This is a genomic window from Nocardia sp. NPDC041819, from assembly GCF_055590505.1.
The window spans coordinates 119731-133986 of sequence record NZ_JBVJAP010000005.1 but is presented as its reverse complement, the minus strand read 5'-3'; the positions used below and the strand labels follow the sequence as shown (position 1 = coordinate 133986).

Annotated in this window: 12 protein-coding genes; 5 read left to right on the top strand and 7 right to left on the bottom strand. The window is 66.9% G+C overall.

All coding sequences use genetic code 11. The features are described from left to right. Positions 1-48 precede the first annotated feature (48 nt). Complete coding sequence (locus ACZ6DL_RS17555; protein WP_466052233.1) at positions 49-546, top strand: hypothetical protein; 498 nt, start codon at positions 49-51, stop codon at positions 544-546. Positions 547-709: 163 nt separating this feature from the next. Here ACZ6DL_RS17555 and ACZ6DL_RS17550 read toward each other — a convergent pair whose 3' ends face one another. The 3 genes from ACZ6DL_RS17550 to ACZ6DL_RS17540 are packed head-to-tail and all read right to left on the bottom strand — an operon-like array spanning position 710 to position 2077. After that, entirely contained in the window at positions 710-1561 is an 852-nt protein-coding gene (locus ACZ6DL_RS17550; RefSeq protein WP_466052232.1) for a class I SAM-dependent methyltransferase, read from the bottom strand. A 4-nt stretch (positions 1562-1565) separates the two neighbouring features. Beyond that, a complete protein-coding gene (locus tag ACZ6DL_RS17545) occupies positions 1566-1907 on the bottom strand; it encodes a VOC family protein (RefSeq protein ID WP_466052230.1) in 342 nt (113 codons plus the stop codon). Next, the gene (locus tag ACZ6DL_RS17540; RefSeq protein WP_062970169.1) at positions 1904-2077 is read right to left on the bottom strand and encodes a ribbon-helix-helix domain-containing protein; all 174 of its coding nucleotides are present in this window, start codon (positions 2075-2077) and stop codon (positions 1904-1906) included. The genes ACZ6DL_RS17545 and ACZ6DL_RS17540 overlap by 4 nt, the downstream gene beginning before the upstream one ends. Before the next feature lie 273 nt (positions 2078-2350). Here ACZ6DL_RS17540 and ACZ6DL_RS17535 point away from each other — a divergent pair, with 273 nt between their 5' ends. Further along, entirely contained in the window at positions 2351-3244 is an 894-nt protein-coding gene (locus ACZ6DL_RS17535; RefSeq protein ID WP_466052227.1) for a MurR/RpiR family transcriptional regulator, read from the top strand. A gap of 17 nt (positions 3245-3261) precedes the next feature. On the opposite strand, the gene ACZ6DL_RS17530 is transcribed toward ACZ6DL_RS17535, so the two are convergent. Continuing rightward, positions 3262-4653, bottom strand: a complete 1392-nt coding sequence (locus tag ACZ6DL_RS17530; RefSeq protein ID WP_466052225.1) for an amino acid permease — start codon at positions 4651-4653, stop codon at positions 3262-3264. 109 nt (positions 4654-4762) lie between these two features. Here ACZ6DL_RS17530 and ACZ6DL_RS17525 point away from each other — a divergent pair, with 109 nt between their 5' ends. From ACZ6DL_RS17525 to ACZ6DL_RS17515, 3 genes are read left to right on the top strand one after another with little or no spacing between them, the layout of a single operon-like run. Next, complete coding sequence (locus ACZ6DL_RS17525) at positions 4763-5587, top strand: enoyl-CoA hydratase/isomerase family protein (RefSeq protein WP_466052223.1); 825 nt, start codon at positions 4763-4765, stop codon at positions 5585-5587. A gap of 1 nt (position 5588) precedes the next feature. Continuing rightward, complete coding sequence (locus ACZ6DL_RS17520) at positions 5589-7739, top strand: acetate--CoA ligase family protein (RefSeq protein WP_466052221.1); 2151 nt, start codon at positions 5589-5591, stop codon at positions 7737-7739. Then, on the top strand, positions 7732-8532 hold the full coding sequence (locus ACZ6DL_RS17515; protein ID WP_466052219.1) for a crotonase/enoyl-CoA hydratase family protein: 801 nt from the start codon (positions 7732-7734) through the stop codon (positions 8530-8532). The genes ACZ6DL_RS17520 and ACZ6DL_RS17515 overlap by 8 nt, the downstream gene beginning before the upstream one ends. Before the next feature lie 173 nt (positions 8533-8705). On the opposite strand, the gene ACZ6DL_RS17510 is transcribed toward ACZ6DL_RS17515, so the two are convergent. The 3 genes from ACZ6DL_RS17510 to ACZ6DL_RS17500 all read right to left on the bottom strand — a co-directional run bounded on the left by ACZ6DL_RS17510 (position 8706) and on the right by ACZ6DL_RS17500 (position 14182). After that, positions 8706-10181: a purine-cytosine permease family protein gene (locus ACZ6DL_RS17510; RefSeq protein ID WP_466052217.1), complete on the bottom strand. Its 1476-nt coding sequence runs from the start codon at positions 10179-10181 to the stop codon at positions 8706-8708. Between the two features lie 299 nt (positions 10182-10480). Then, entirely contained in the window at positions 10481-12934 is a 2454-nt protein-coding gene (locus ACZ6DL_RS17505) for an FHA domain-containing protein (protein ID WP_466052215.1), read from the bottom strand. 660 nt (positions 12935-13594) lie between these two features. Beyond that, positions 13595-14182, bottom strand: a complete 588-nt coding sequence (locus ACZ6DL_RS17500) for a hypothetical protein (RefSeq protein ID WP_466052213.1) — start codon at positions 14180-14182, stop codon at positions 13595-13597. Positions 14183-14256: the final 74 nt, after the last annotated feature.

Below are 14256 nucleotides of genomic sequence, written 5' to 3'. Positions count from 1 at the left end.
TGATCGGCGCGACCCGCGCTCGCGTGCGACGAGTCTAAGGTCGTGATCATGAACACACGTACATTCCTCGGCACAGCCGTCGCAGCTGTGGCGGTCACGCTGACCGGCACCGCTGTGGCCTCGGCGGCGCCGGACGTGAACAATCCCAATCTGATCGAGGCCGATCCGGCGGATTTCATGGTCGGTGACACGGTGTACTTCTCCGGGTGGCTCGGGGCGTCCAACTGTGCCATCCACCCGAATGGTGATGTGGGCTGCGACCTTTCGCCCGGCCATACGCTGTGGGGCATCGTCCCGATCTCCGACGTCGCGATCGACATCCCGTTCCTTCCCGCGCATCCGACTTTCGGATCGGCCGGCGCACACGGTCGTCCGGGCAGCCGGTGGATCACCGACGTGCCGCGTCCGGAGGGGAAGGTGTATCAGGGCACCCGCATCAGTTACGCGGGCGTCACCTGCATCGGGGGACTGCCGAAAGGCGCAGGCGTGACCTGTGTCGCCAAGGGGCACAGTTTCACCGACGGGGCGCAAGTCGAGATCAGCTGATCACAGCACCCGTTGGCGAACTCGCACCGCGCGGTGGAATTCGAGCCCGTCGCTCGCTGCGGGACATAGTGCCGTTCGCGCCGGATCGGAGTTCGAGAATTCATCGGGATCTGTGAAATGCCGACTCGAACTCCGATCCTGTTCCGGGGTCGCTCGGTGCCGATCAAGTCGTCGCGATGACGATTTGCTCCGACTCGGCCGGCCGCAGGCCGTCGGTCCGGTCGGCGAAGTAGCGGGTGGTCAGCTCGGCGGACGAGATGTGCCGGACGGCGGCGAAGCCGGCGTCTTCGGCCAGTTTCACCAATTCCTCGGGCCGGAAGAAGCTGAGGAACGGGGTGCCGGACCGGCGGGCGCCCTCTTCGGCGAACCGGCGTAGTCGCTGCTCGTCGGCGTCGACGAGTTCGAGTGGCAGCAGGAACGTCGTGACCGAAGTGGAACCCGCCGCGAGCTGTGAGAGTTGTCGCAGCGTCGCGATGTTCGCCTCGCGGGTGAGGTACATCGAGACGCCGGCGGAGGCGACCAGCGCCGGGCGAGTGGGGTCGAAGCCGGCCTCGATCAGCCGCCGCCACCACGCCTCCATCTCGAAATCGACCGGTACCAGCCGCAGCCACGGCGGGATGTCGAAACCGAGTTCGGTGAGACGCTGCCGTTTCCACGCCTGGGGTCCGGGCTGATCGACCTCGAACACGGTGAACCGTGCGGCGAGGTCGGGCTTGCGCTGGGCGAAGGTGTCCAGCCCCGCGCCGAGCACGACGTACTGATCTACACCGCGCTCGGCTTGCTCGGCGAGGAGATCCTCCAAAAAGCGGGCGCGGGACACGATGCCCGCGCGCATGGGTGCGGTGGTCTGCGGATCCATGTCCGGCCGGTGCTGCCAGCCCTCCCCGGGCGCAGCCAGGCGCAGACCGGTGAGATCGTCGAACACGTGCGGGGGCGGGTCGTCCAGGACGTGCAGGGCACGCCACAGTGCCACCCGGACGGCGGTGCTGTCCGGCGTGAGCGTCTCGTGTGCCACTGCCTCACTCCCCGCCCGGCGCCTGCAGGCTCCACAGTCGCCCGTCCGGGTCGCGGACGGTCATCTCCTGGGTGCCGTAGTGGGTCGGTTCGAAGCCGGTGACGATCTCCACGCCGTCGCCCGGAGATTCCCGCGAGCTCGGAACCTTCAGCACCAGTTGGGTGCGCGATTGCTGCGTCGGCGGGACCTCGGCGACGAAGACGTATGGGCCGTCGCCGTTGCGGAACTGGCCGGAATGGTGATCGGTCTCGAACTCTATGGCGAAACCCAACCCCTGCAGGAACTTCGCCATCCTGCCCCAGTTGTGGGTCTCCAGGAATACGGCCTCGATGCCCTCGGTCGTCATTGTCGATCCTCTCCAGACGGTGACTGCGGGTGCTCGTCGGCGAGGTAGGCGCGCAGCGCGTCGGTGACCAGCGCCGACAATGACATCTCCGACTCGATCGCCCGGTACTTGACCTGCTTGATCAGCTCGACCGGCAGATAGACGTTGAACTGCTTCACTTCCTCGCCCATGGAGCGATGCTAGCAAGTTAGCATGCTAGCCGCTAGGGTGCCACCGCTGATCGCGCTCATTCCGATGTGCGGACACGTCAGGGGTGCACGCCAGGTTGCCGCGATGCCGGTCGGACTCGGATAGTTCCGTGAGCCGAAGCGCATAGGTTCGAGGCTCCTCCGGATCGAGAAAGGCCGGTCCGGCGATTCCGGTGATCGGGACACGAGGGCGCGTCCGGTTGAGCGGATAGATTGGAAAAGATTCCTGGTCGGCGAGGTGATGAAGGAGGCGCGGTGGGTGCGGAGTCGGCGACGGGTCCGGTGGCGTTCGACGATCTGGTGACCGAGATCCGCGCCAGGTGGGGTTCGCTGTCGGTTTCGCACAAGAAGCTGGCCGAGCGGGTGCTGTCGGATCCCGAGGCGGTGGCGTTCATGACCGTGTCCGATCTGGCGAGTGCGGTCGGCGTCAACGAGGCGACAGTGGTGCGCTTTGCGAGCGGTATGGGGCTCAAGGGTTTTCCTGGTCTGGCCCGGCTGTGCCAGGAGCGGCTGCAGGAACAGGCGCAGTTGCTGCGCCGTTTGGACAACCTCGAACACTTGGTAGCGCGCGGCGGTGGCCTGCGGGAGAACCAGGTGGCCCTGGACCGGGCGAACATCGCCCGCTCCTTCGCCGGCATCGCGGATGCCACTTGGGAAGCGGTGGTCGCCCAGTTGGCGCGCGCGCCGCGCGTGCACGTGATGGGTCTGCGCAAATGTCACGCCCCCGCGTACCTGCTGGGCTACCTGCTGGGTCTCATGCGGGAGGACGTGGCGACCGTGACGGGGACCGGTGGAGCGCTGACCGACGAACTGCGTCGCGTTCGCTCGGGGGACTGCTTCGTGGCGATATCAATTCATCGCTACAGCGTGGACACGGTCCGCGCTGCGCAGTGGGCGCGCCGGCGTGGCGCGCACGTCGTAGCTTTGACCGACACCCCGGTCTCGCCGCTGGCGGCAGCCGCGCACGAGACCATCTATGTCGAGGCGTCGAGCGCGAGTGTGTTGCGTTCGATGACCGCCTTCACTTCGATCGTCCAGGCGATGTGTGGCGCGGTAGCGCACCTGCTCGGCCATGAGGTGCGCGAGACGCTGCTGGAAGAGGAGAAACTGTTGAGCGAATTCGGCGTATACACCGCCGATGGCGTCTGATCGCGCTCCGGCGCCGATTATTTCGCGGGTGTCGTCACCGCGTCCTTGGCGGTGTGGCGCTGGTGCAGCAGGCCTGCGGCCACGGCCAGGGTCGTTACCGCCGCGGTCAGCGCCAGCGGTGTGCGGGTATCGGATCCGAATGCCATCCCCACCACGATGCCCACCAGCGTGATCAAGACCAGGTGCGGCAGATAGGCGGCGCCCCACATCCGCACCGGCGGCGCCGCGGATGCCGTGGCACGATGGCGCCGGCTCGCGATGTAGGTAGCGCAGATGCACAGGTAGACGATCACCGCGACGGCGCCGGAAGAGCTGAGCAGGAAGCTGAAGACCGCTCCGGTGGGTAGGAAGTAGTTCGCGGCCACGGCCAGGAAGCCGGCGCAGGCGGCGGCGAGAACCCCTGCGGCGGGCACGCCGGATCGGGCGACGCGGCCCAGCGGTCGTGGTCCCTCTCCGCGTTGTGCCAGCGCGAACAACATGCGTGAGGCGGAGTAGAGCCCCGAGTTCAGGCACGACAACACCGCGGTGAGGACGATCGCGTTCATGATGGTCCGTGCGCCGGGAATGCCGAGCTGATTCAGTACCGCGGTGTACGGACTCTCGGTGATCTCGGCGCTGTCCCAGGGCAGCAACGTGACGACGACCAGCATCGAGCCCACGTAGAAGATCAGGATGCGCCCGGCGACGCTGCGCATGCTCGCCCGCACCGCGTGGACCGGATCGGCGGCCTCGCCCGCGGCGATGGTGACCAGTTCGGTGCCGAAATAGGAGAAGAAGACCGTCAGCGAGGCGGCCGGCAGGGCGGTGAATCCATTGGGTAACAGGCCGCCCCGTCCCAGCAGGTTCGCTGTCCCCGGCGCGGTGTAGTCGGGAAACGCCCCGCAGATCGCCGCCCCGCCGATGCCGATGAAGACCACGATCGCGGTGACTTTGATCAGGGCGAACCAGAACTCGAAGCGTGCGAACGAACTCACCGCGGCCAGGTTGACTCCGGTCAGAACGCTCAGGAAGAGGAGGGCGAAGGCCCACGTGGGCAGTGCGGGGCACAGCTGATTGGCGATCGCGCCACCGGCGATGGCCTCGAAAGCGACTGTCACGCACCAGTGGTAGCTGTACACCCAGCCGACCGACAGCCCGGCCCATGGCCCCAGTTCGCGGGAGGCGTAGCTCGAGAACGAACCGGTTTCCGGACTGGCCGTGGACAGCTCGGCCAGCATGCGCATCACCAGGATGACGACGAGGCCGGTGAGCAGATAGGCCAGGACGATGCCCGGTCCGGCGGCCGCGATCGCGTTACCGCTGCCGACGAACAATCCCGCGCCGATGACGCCGCCGATTCCGATCATTGTCAGCTGGCGAGTGTTGATGCTGTGCTTCAGGTTTCCCCCAGGGGGGATTGTGGTGGGCACGATGCCTCCCAAGGACCGTGGGCTGTGACCCGGGTAACTGATGGTCGGTGATGCAACACCTTCCGCCCGCTGAATGCAATTGAAGTTGCATCCAAACCTGGGAATGCAAATGTTATGGCATAGTCTGGGCGCGATCCCCGAGCAGGAGGAAGTGAGTGAGATGTCCACAGTGCTGGTGAGCAGGTCCGGTAGCACCGCGACGCTGACGTTGAATCGCCCGGAGCGGCTCAACGCGGTCAGCGAAGAGCTCTACGAAGCGTTGATCGGCCATCTGGTCGTCGCCGATTCCGACCCGGCGGTGCGCTGCGTGATACTTCACGGGGCGGGCCGCTCGTTCTGTGCGGGCGCTGACCTGAAGGCGCACCGCTTCGGCATTCGCACGCCTACCGAGCAAGCGCGCTACCTCGACCTCGCCCAGCGGGCGTGCGAACAGATCCAGCGCATGGACACGCCCGTGATCGCCGCCGTCGGTGGTTACGCGCTCGGCGCCGGTGCCGAAATCGCGGTCAGCGCGGATTTTCTCGTCATGGCCGAGGACGCGCAGCTCGGTTTCCCCGAGGTCGCCATCGGGACATTCGTCGGGGGTGGCGTCACTCATCGGCTACCCCGGTTGATCGGTCTGCGCCGGGCCACCGATCTGCTCATCCTCGGTGAGCGCTGCACCGGCGCACAAGCGTTCGACTGGGGCTTGGCCTACGCGACCGTACCCGCGGGCACCCTCCTCGATGCGGCGCGCGGCCTCGCTGATTCGTTGGCGGGCAAGGCGCCGTTGTCACTGGCGCGAATGAAGGCCGCGCTGCGTCGCGACGATTCCCTCGAAGTCGCGCTCGCCACCGAGCCGCGCCAGATCCTGGAACTGATGGCCACCCGGGACTGGGCCGAGGGCGTGGCGGCTTTCGCCCAACGTCGTACCCCCGTTTTCGAAGGAAAGTGACGTGACCACACTCGACACCCCGGCCCGCACCGCCCTGGAACGGCTGCTGGATCCCCGTTCCATCGTCGTGGTCGGCGCGTCCGCCGACCCGGCGAAGCGCGGCCACCAGGCCATCCGCGCCCTGCAAGAGTCCGGGTACGCCTACCCGGTCTACCCGGTCAACCCGAAGGCCGGACAGATTCTCGGCCTCGACGTCTGCGCATCGATCGATCAGATTCCGTACGGCGCCGATGTCGCGCTGATCGCGGTGCCCGCCGCAGCCGTGCCGGGCGCGCTGCGGGAGTGCGCGGCCGCGGGCATCGCCGGCGCGGTCGTACTCGCCAACGGTTTCGGCGAGGTGGGGGAGGACGGCGCCGCTCTCGCCGCCGCGCTGGCAGCGGCCGTCGACGACACCGGTATCCGGGTCATCGGTCCCAACACCTCCGGCCTGCTCAATCTCACGTCGGGCGCCAATCTCGTCGGCCTCCAGGACGTTCCGCGCGGACCGATCAGCGTCATCACGCAGAGCGGGAACATGCTGTTGTCGTTGGTGAACGACGGTCGCGCGCTGAAAGGCCCCGGATTCCACGCTTATGTGGGGCTGGGCAACCAAGCCGACGTCCGCTATGACGAATGCCTCGTCGAACTCGCCCGTCATCCGGAAACCGGTGTCGTGGCGATCCACTCCGAGGGATTCGCCGACGGGCGATCGTTCCTGATCGCGGCGGCTCGGACCGTGCCGGGCACGCCGGTCGCCCTGCTGCGCGGTGGCCGCTCGGAGGGCGGCCGTCGCGCAACGGCCTCGCACACCGGCGCGATCGCCGGCTCGGACGCCGTGACAACCGCTGTACTGCGCCAAGCCGGGGTGGAACTGGTCGACCGCTCCGACGAACTCGCGGTCGTCGCGGGAGCCCTCGCCACCTGCGCTCCGATCGCCCCGGGTCGCACGGTCGCGATCCTCAGCGATGGCGGTGGCCACGCTGCGTTGGCGGCGGACGCCTTGGCCGCGCATGGCATCGAATCGGCGCGGCTCGGCGAGCGAACTCGGCAGCAGTTGCGGCACCTGCTCGGCCCCGCCGCCGCGGTGTCCGGCCCGGTCGACGCGGCGGGCGCCACCGACGCCGACCCGATGGTCTTCGCCGAGGCCACCGAAATCCTCATGCGCGACCCCGCAGTCGGTCTAGTGCTGATCATCGGCCTGTACGGCGGCTACCACCTCCGATTCGATCCGGGATTGCGCGATGCCGAAGAGGCCACTGCGGGAGCCCTGCTCGCGCTCTCCATCGAATACGATGTGCCCCTGCTGGTTCAGAGTTGCTACGCGAGTCTGGACATCGCCAACCACGACCGGCTGCGGGCCGGTGGCGTACCTGTGCTCAGCTCGATCGAGCACGCCGTGCGGGTGGCGGTGGCCTTGCACCGGCGTGGCCGTCTGATGGCCGACCATGCCGCGCGCTCCTCGCTGATGTTGCCGCCGCCGGCCCCGCCCCTTCCGGGCTCGGGAATTCTCGACGAGCCGACCGCCCGGCGAGTGCTGGTGGACGCGGGAGTCGACCTCGGCGTCTGGACTTTCGTCCGTGACATCGATGCGGTGGCCGCCGCTGTCGCCGCATACCGCCGACCGTGCGCGCTGAAGGTCGTCTCCGCGCAGGTGGTGCACAAATCGGACGTCGGAGGGGTCCGGTTGAACGTGGTGGCCTCCACCGCCACCGAGCACGCCGAAGCCATCATCGGCTCGGTGAGCGCTGCGATCCCTGACGCCCGCATCGATGGCTTGATCGTGACCCCCATGGCCGACGCCGGGGTGGAACTGCTCGTCGGCGCCACACGCGATCCGATCTTCGGGCCCGTGCTGGCCTTCGGTACCGGTGGCGTGCTGGTCGATGCGGTGCGGGACGTCGCCTTCCGAGCCGTCCCGCTCACCGAACCGGAAGCCCGCGAAATGATCGAGGAGACGATCGTCTCCCGCATGTTCGACGGCTACCGGCATCTGCCCGCGGTCGATCGCACCGAGCTCGCTCGGTTGCTCGTCCGGATCGGCGATTTCGTCGCCACGCACCCGGAGATATCCGAACTCGATCTCAACCCGGTGATCGCGTCCGGTCGCGGCTTCATGCCGGTCGACGTGCGAATCGTTCTGTCCCGGGGAACATCCGGAGGGCGTGATGAATGACCCGATCTTGATCGCCCGGACCGGAGACATCGTCGTCTGGACGTTGAACAACCCGGAAGCCCGCAATCCGATTTCCGATGCCGACACCATCAGCGCTCTCGAGGACGCGGTGACGGCGGCCAACCGAGACCACAGTGTGCGGGCAGCCATCCTCACCGGTGCGGGGGCGGCGTTCTCCTCAGGAGGCAACGTCAAGCACATGCGTGCGCGGACCGGCATGTTCGGCGGCACTCCGGCCCGACTGCGTCAGGAATACCGGCACGGCATTCAGCGCATCCCGAAAGCTCTGTATCACTGCGAGATACCCACCATCGCCGCTGTCAACGGCCCGGCCATCGGCGCGGGTTTCGATCTGGCGCTGCTGTGCGACATGCGGATCGCCGCAACCACCGCGGTGTTCGCCGAGAGCTTTGTCAAGGTCGGCCTCGTCCCCGGTGACGGCGGCGCCTGGTTGCTGCCCAAAGCGATCGGCATGGCCAGGGCCTGCGTGATGGCCTTCACCGGTGAGCCGATCGATGCGGTCACCGCGCTCGACTGGGGGCTGGTCTCCCAGGTGGTCGAGCCCAGCGCCCTCTTGGACGCGGCCCACCGGCTGGCCGCTCGCGTCTCCGCCAATCCGCCGCACGCCCTGCGGATGACCAAGCGACTGCTTCGCGAAGGAGCGCACCAGAGTCTGGAGAGCCTGCTCGAGCTGTCGGCGGCGATGCAGGCCGCCGCGCACCACACCGAGGACCACCACGAGGCCGTCTCGGCCATGCTGGACCGCAGACTGCCTCGTTTTGCGGGCCGATGAGCAAGCGCCGGTCGGCCGCCGGTCGGCTATGGCGAGAGCTGCTCGCCCGTGGCCTCGTCGCGGTCCCGTCGGACGACCGGTGGCACCGCGCCGGGATGCTGCTGTCGCACGACGGTCAGGCTCGGAGCCGATCTCGACAACGAGTGATGAAGACTCGACGGCGACGGTTTCGGTTACGCGTGCACTCGGACCGGCTCGGCTTCACGGCTCTCGCTGAGAGGCGGCTCCGCGGCTGGACGCACTCGGTGCAAAGCCGCGTATCCCAGCGTGGCGAGGACAAGCGCGACGAAGATGCCGAGGTTGCTGCTGCCCAGACTGCCTGCCCGGGCGGCGGGGGTGAACAGATACCCGAGAAGAGGGCCGATGTGCGGATCGGGTGAAGTGATCAGGCCGAACCCGGCGATCACCGCGATGGTGAGGCAGCCGATTCCGACGCGGTTCACCCCGCCGTAGCCGCCGACCGGACTGAACAGCGCTGTCCGGTCGTATCCGACGCGGCGGCGCTGCCAGAGGTCGACCACGAAGATCCCGGACCAGGCGGCCATGACGACCGCCGTGGTGGTCAGAAATGCTTGGAACGGGGCGAAGAAGCCCGGAGCGGCGAAAACGACATATCCGCCGGCGCAGGCGATCAGAACCGCGTCGATCAGCACGGTGTAGTGCCGAGGCATCCGCACACCCAAGGTCTGCAGCGCGAGCCCTGAGGAGTACAGGCCGATGGTGGAGCCGGACACGAAGCCGACCAACGCCAGGATCAGATACGGCACCAGGAACCAAGTGGGCAGATGTGCCGACAAGGCGCTGATCGGATCGGTCTCGGCCAGTGCCGCGACGTCCGGATCGCCCGCCGCCAGCAGCGTCCCGAATCCCATCAGCACTACCGCGGGTGCGGTGCCGCCGAAGGTGACCCATCCCACCAGCGCGCGTTTGCTGGTCTCGCGAGGCAGATACCTGGTGTAGTCGGCCGCGCAGTTGACCCAGCTGAGACCGAGCAAGCTGGCGATCAGCAGGACTCCGCCCGCGAATGTGCCCAGGCCGCCGTGGCCGTGGGTGGCGAACGAGATCCTGGGCAGAGTCAGCGCGATGTAGACGACGGTGAGGGCGGTGAAGGTCAGGGCGAACCACTTCTGGATCCGCAGAATCACGTGACAGCCGTAGATTCCGAGCACCGTGCTCACCACGATGACGGTGAGGAGAGTGAAGACCATCAGCGGCCTGGTATCCGCGGCCGGGGCGAGTCGGCGCATCACGGTGCGAGCGGCGAGCGTCGCCAGGACGGCCGAGAAGGTCTCCCATCCGACCAGTGCCAGATAACTGATCGCGGTCGGGACCTTGTTGCCATGGAATCCGAACGCCGCCCGACCGGCCACCATGGTCGCGGCCCCGCCCTGCTGTCCGGCCAACGACACCAGAGCCAGCAGCAGGAAGGAAAGGACCGCACCGATCGCCGCGGCCAGGGCGGCCAGATGCCAGTCGAGGCCGAGCGCCGTCACGTACGGACCGAACGAAACCAGGAGCACGTTGCAGCTGGTACCGGCCCACGGCCAGAAGAGGGTCCTCGGTTTGCCTCGGCGCTCTTCATCGGCGACCCATTCGGTGCCTTTGCGCTCGAAAGACCAGTCGGAAGATTTCGCCGAAGCCGCCACCATGTCGATATCCATTCGTCGAGGGCGGCGAACGGGCCGTTCACGCGCACCTGGATAACGTGCCGTTGTATAACGGCTCAGTGTAAGCGTGAAGCCTTCGGTGTGGAACCTTCGATGACGAGACAAGTTTTTCGTCACCGAATCGCCTGCAACTGCGGTTGTACAGGCGAGGATGGGCGATGTCCAGCTGTAGGCCCCCTTAGATCCACCCGCTAGTAGGTTCTCTGCACTTCTAATGACCTATATGATGGCTCATTGACTGACGGCATAATGGGGGCTAGGTGGCGTACCTGACTGCGATGTCAAAGCCTCGGGCGGCGGGCGCCGCGGCGACGCGGGCGCAACTGATACAGGCGGTACCAAGCCAGAGCGAGGAACACGGTCCCCAGGCCGGCCACGACTCCCATATCGACGAGCCAGGTGCCCAGGGTGTTCTTCCACAGCGGGTCGGGAGCGCCCGTGTGCGGTGAGAGGGTGTCGAGGTCGAGGGTGGCGGCTCCCGCGCCGAATCCCCAGCGGGACGGCGCGATGTAGGCCAGTTGCTCCAGAACGGGTGTGCCGGGCAGTCGCACCAGCCCGCCGGTGAGCACCAGCTGCGCCATCGAGAGCACGATCAGCAGTGGCAGTGTCTTCTCCGAGGTGTCCACCACCACCGACACCAGCAAGCCCAGAGCCAGCGACGCGATGCCGAGCAGCGCCATCGCGAGGATCAGCTCCAGCTCGACGGAGGTGAACAGCCCTTTCGGCGGCATACTCACGCCGATGGTGCCGACCAACACCAGCACCGCCGCCTGCAGGGTGGTGATCACCCCCAGGACCAGCAGTTTCGACATCAGATATACCCCCGCCGACAAACCCGCGGCGCGTTCTCTGCGGTAGATCGTCTGCTCCTTGACGATCTCGCGAATGGAGTTGCCGGTGCCCACGAAGCAGGCGGCGAAGGACAAGACCATGAGCTTGGTCGGGGCATCGACGTTGGTTCCCGGCGCCCCGATGAATCCCTCGCCCGACGGAACCGCGGCGATCAAGCCGCCCAGCAGTACGGGCATCACACCTAGTAGCGCCAAGTAGCTGCGATCCGAGGCGATCACCGCCAGATATCGCCTGCACAACGTACTGAGCTGGCTGAACTTGGACTGTGACGCGGGCGGCGGCGCCGGGGCGTGCACTTCGGCGGGGCCGACATCGTCGGTCGGTGCGACCGCCGCGTACTGCTCGAAGCGCGGCGAAGCCTGGAATTCACCGGCCCAGTCGTGGTCCTCATCGCGGTCGAATGCCTGGAAGACCTCGGCCCAGGTGCGCTTCCTGAACTGCTGCAAACCCTCGGCGGGCGGTCCGTAATAGGCCAGTTTGCCGCCGGGCACCAAGACCAGCAGACGGTCACAGGCATCGAGGTTCGCCACGCTGTGCGTGACGACGATGACCGTCCGCCCGTCGTGTGCCAGTTCGGACAGCATTTCCATGACCGTCTTGTCCAGCCCGGGGTCCAGACCGGAGGTCGGTTCGTCGAGGAACAACAGGGACGGTTTGGTCAGCAACTCGAGCGCGACGCTCACCCGTTTGCGCTGCCCACCCGAGAGCTTGTCGATGCGGGTGTCCGCGTGCCGTGCCAGGCCCAGTTCTTCGAGCACCTCGTCGACCCGCTGCTCGCGCTCCTCGCGTCCCGTGTCACCGGGGAAGCGCAGCTCGGCCGCGTAGAGCAGCGCGCGCCGCGTCGGAAGCTGGTTGTGCAGGATGTCCTCCTGCGGGACCAGTCCGATCCGGTGCCGGAGTTCGTCGTAATCGGTGTACAGGTCGCGTCCGTCGTAGCGGACCGTTCCTTCCGTCGCGGGCCGCAATCCGGTGACCGCGCCGAGCAGCGTCGACTTGCCCGCCCCGCTCGGCCCGATGACCCCGACGAGCGAGCGCTGCGGGATGGGGAACCCCACGCCGTCCAGGAGCACTTTGCCTTCCGGTGTCCTTACCGTGAGGTTCTGCACCGAAACCGACACCTCGCCGGTGTCGACGGACTCGCGCAGCTCGTCGCCGACCAGCCGGAAGGTGGTATGCCCCAAACCGATCGAATCGAAGTCGGCGAGGTCCGCGGTCTCGACCCGGGAGCCGTTGACGTAGGTGCCGTTGTGGCTGTCGAGGTCGACGATCTGGTACTTACCCGCGCCGACCGTGCGCAGCTCGGCGTGATGGCGGGAGACCATGAGATCGGGGGTGACGATGTCGTTGTCGGCGGCCCGCCCGATCCGGAGCGTGGGCTCGGTGATCCGGACGACTGCGGTGGGGTGAACAGTCGGAGGCGAAACTCGCCGGGGGAGACCGGGAAGGAACTTCGTGACCGTGGCTTCGTCGTCGAGGTCGTAGCCGGGATCGGAGACGAGCATCGTGTCTCCACCGGCCTCACCACCGGCCTCGGTGGCGGGTCGCCCGTCTTGTCCTTCCAGGGAGCAGGCCAACTGCTCGCCGTCGACGGCGTGACCCAGCTGGAACGTCTCGTCGTGGTCGATCACCATCTCCTCGACGCGGTGACCGTCGAAAAACGTTCCGTTCAGACTTCCCGCGTCCTCGATTTTCCAACCCTCCGCATCCCGTTCCAGAACGGCATGCAAGGTGGATACGCGCGGATCGGTGACGACGACGTCGGCCTCTGGATCCCGGCCGACATTATATGCGCCCCCGGCGCGTAGCCGATAGACGCGTTCCCTGGTCTGCACCACGAGAACCGGCGCATCGGGAAATTCCGTGGAGGACGATTCATCCGCCATATTTCGAGTATACGACCTGGCCGTACTACCACCGCAAGAGTTGTTCATCGCCGAGACGCCAGGGCGAGATCGGCCGCATCGGGCATCGTCGGTGCTCCTGGGCTATCCCATCGGACCCGGTCCGAACAGCGAATACCCACCGGAGGAGCCGAAGAGCTACCACATCCGTGCCCGTGTGAACCCGGCGGACGATCTGGCGGGTTTTCGGCACTCGGTGATATTCGGCGAAGATGACATCACGCGGGTCCGAAATGCCGACGGGTACCGGAAGATACGGCTGCGCTGCGAAAGATTGAAGCGAACTCGAACCATCGGGAAATGTCGGAATATTGCGCTGCGAGCGGTTCTGCTGCGATAACTCGGCCTGTTGGATGCTTCGGAAAAGGTATCACGCCGCGTACGTCCCTCGAATTCGTCGACGCGTCGCCCGCCGGCGCTGATCGACGATTTTCGGGTCGAACAACGAATTCGTGTTCCGGGAGCACTTCGATCTCGGCCGGATCGATCTCCGGTGAGCGCCGTTTCGAGCAAAATCCTTGCGGAGGTGTCTGATACAGCCGGATCGAGGTCAGCTCCACTGGCGATCAGATGTCCGCTGTCGCCGTCACGGTAGCAAGTTGCGCAGGCCCTTCTGCGGGTGTCGGTGTCACCGAGCGTCGGTTAGCCGGCGAACGGGGGCAGGGCCGCGAATTCCGGGGCCAGCCGGGCGGTCGGGATGGTGTGTGCGATCCAGCGGCGGGCACGGCTGAGTGGATGGTCGGGAAATTTCGCGTCCCATCGGATGTCGTCGGCCACGTTGAACGGCAGCCGCCCCCGCACCTCGGGCGCGTAGGGATGCGGCGGATACATGTTGTCGAAACCTATCTCCGTCGCGAGCACGGCTTCGCGCACACCGGTGGTGCCGGACTCGGGACAAAGGATCTGTAGCACCGCGCTGCTGTCGGCCTTCGGGACGATCACCGACGCGGCGAACACCAAGCCTTGCGGCTGGTTCGGCAACGGCAGCTTCTCCATTCGCAACAGCGCGGGCTGAGCGTCCAGCCACACCACGAAAGCCTCGATCAGGCAGCCGTTCTCGGCGCTGCGCTCGGCCAGGCGACGACGCAGAGTGGTGAGGTCCTCGAGCGGCGCGGGCAGGTCCGGTGCGAGGCCGAAGTAGGTCACGTTCACCATGTCACCGGTCCGGGGATCGCGCCAGGTCGCGGTGTCGACCTGCTGCATCTGACCGGTGTCGAACGAAATGGGCACCGGGTCAGAGTATCCGCGACCGGCAGGTACAGGCGTGCGAGCCGGTGATAGGGTGGCCGCGTGCTCATCGAGGT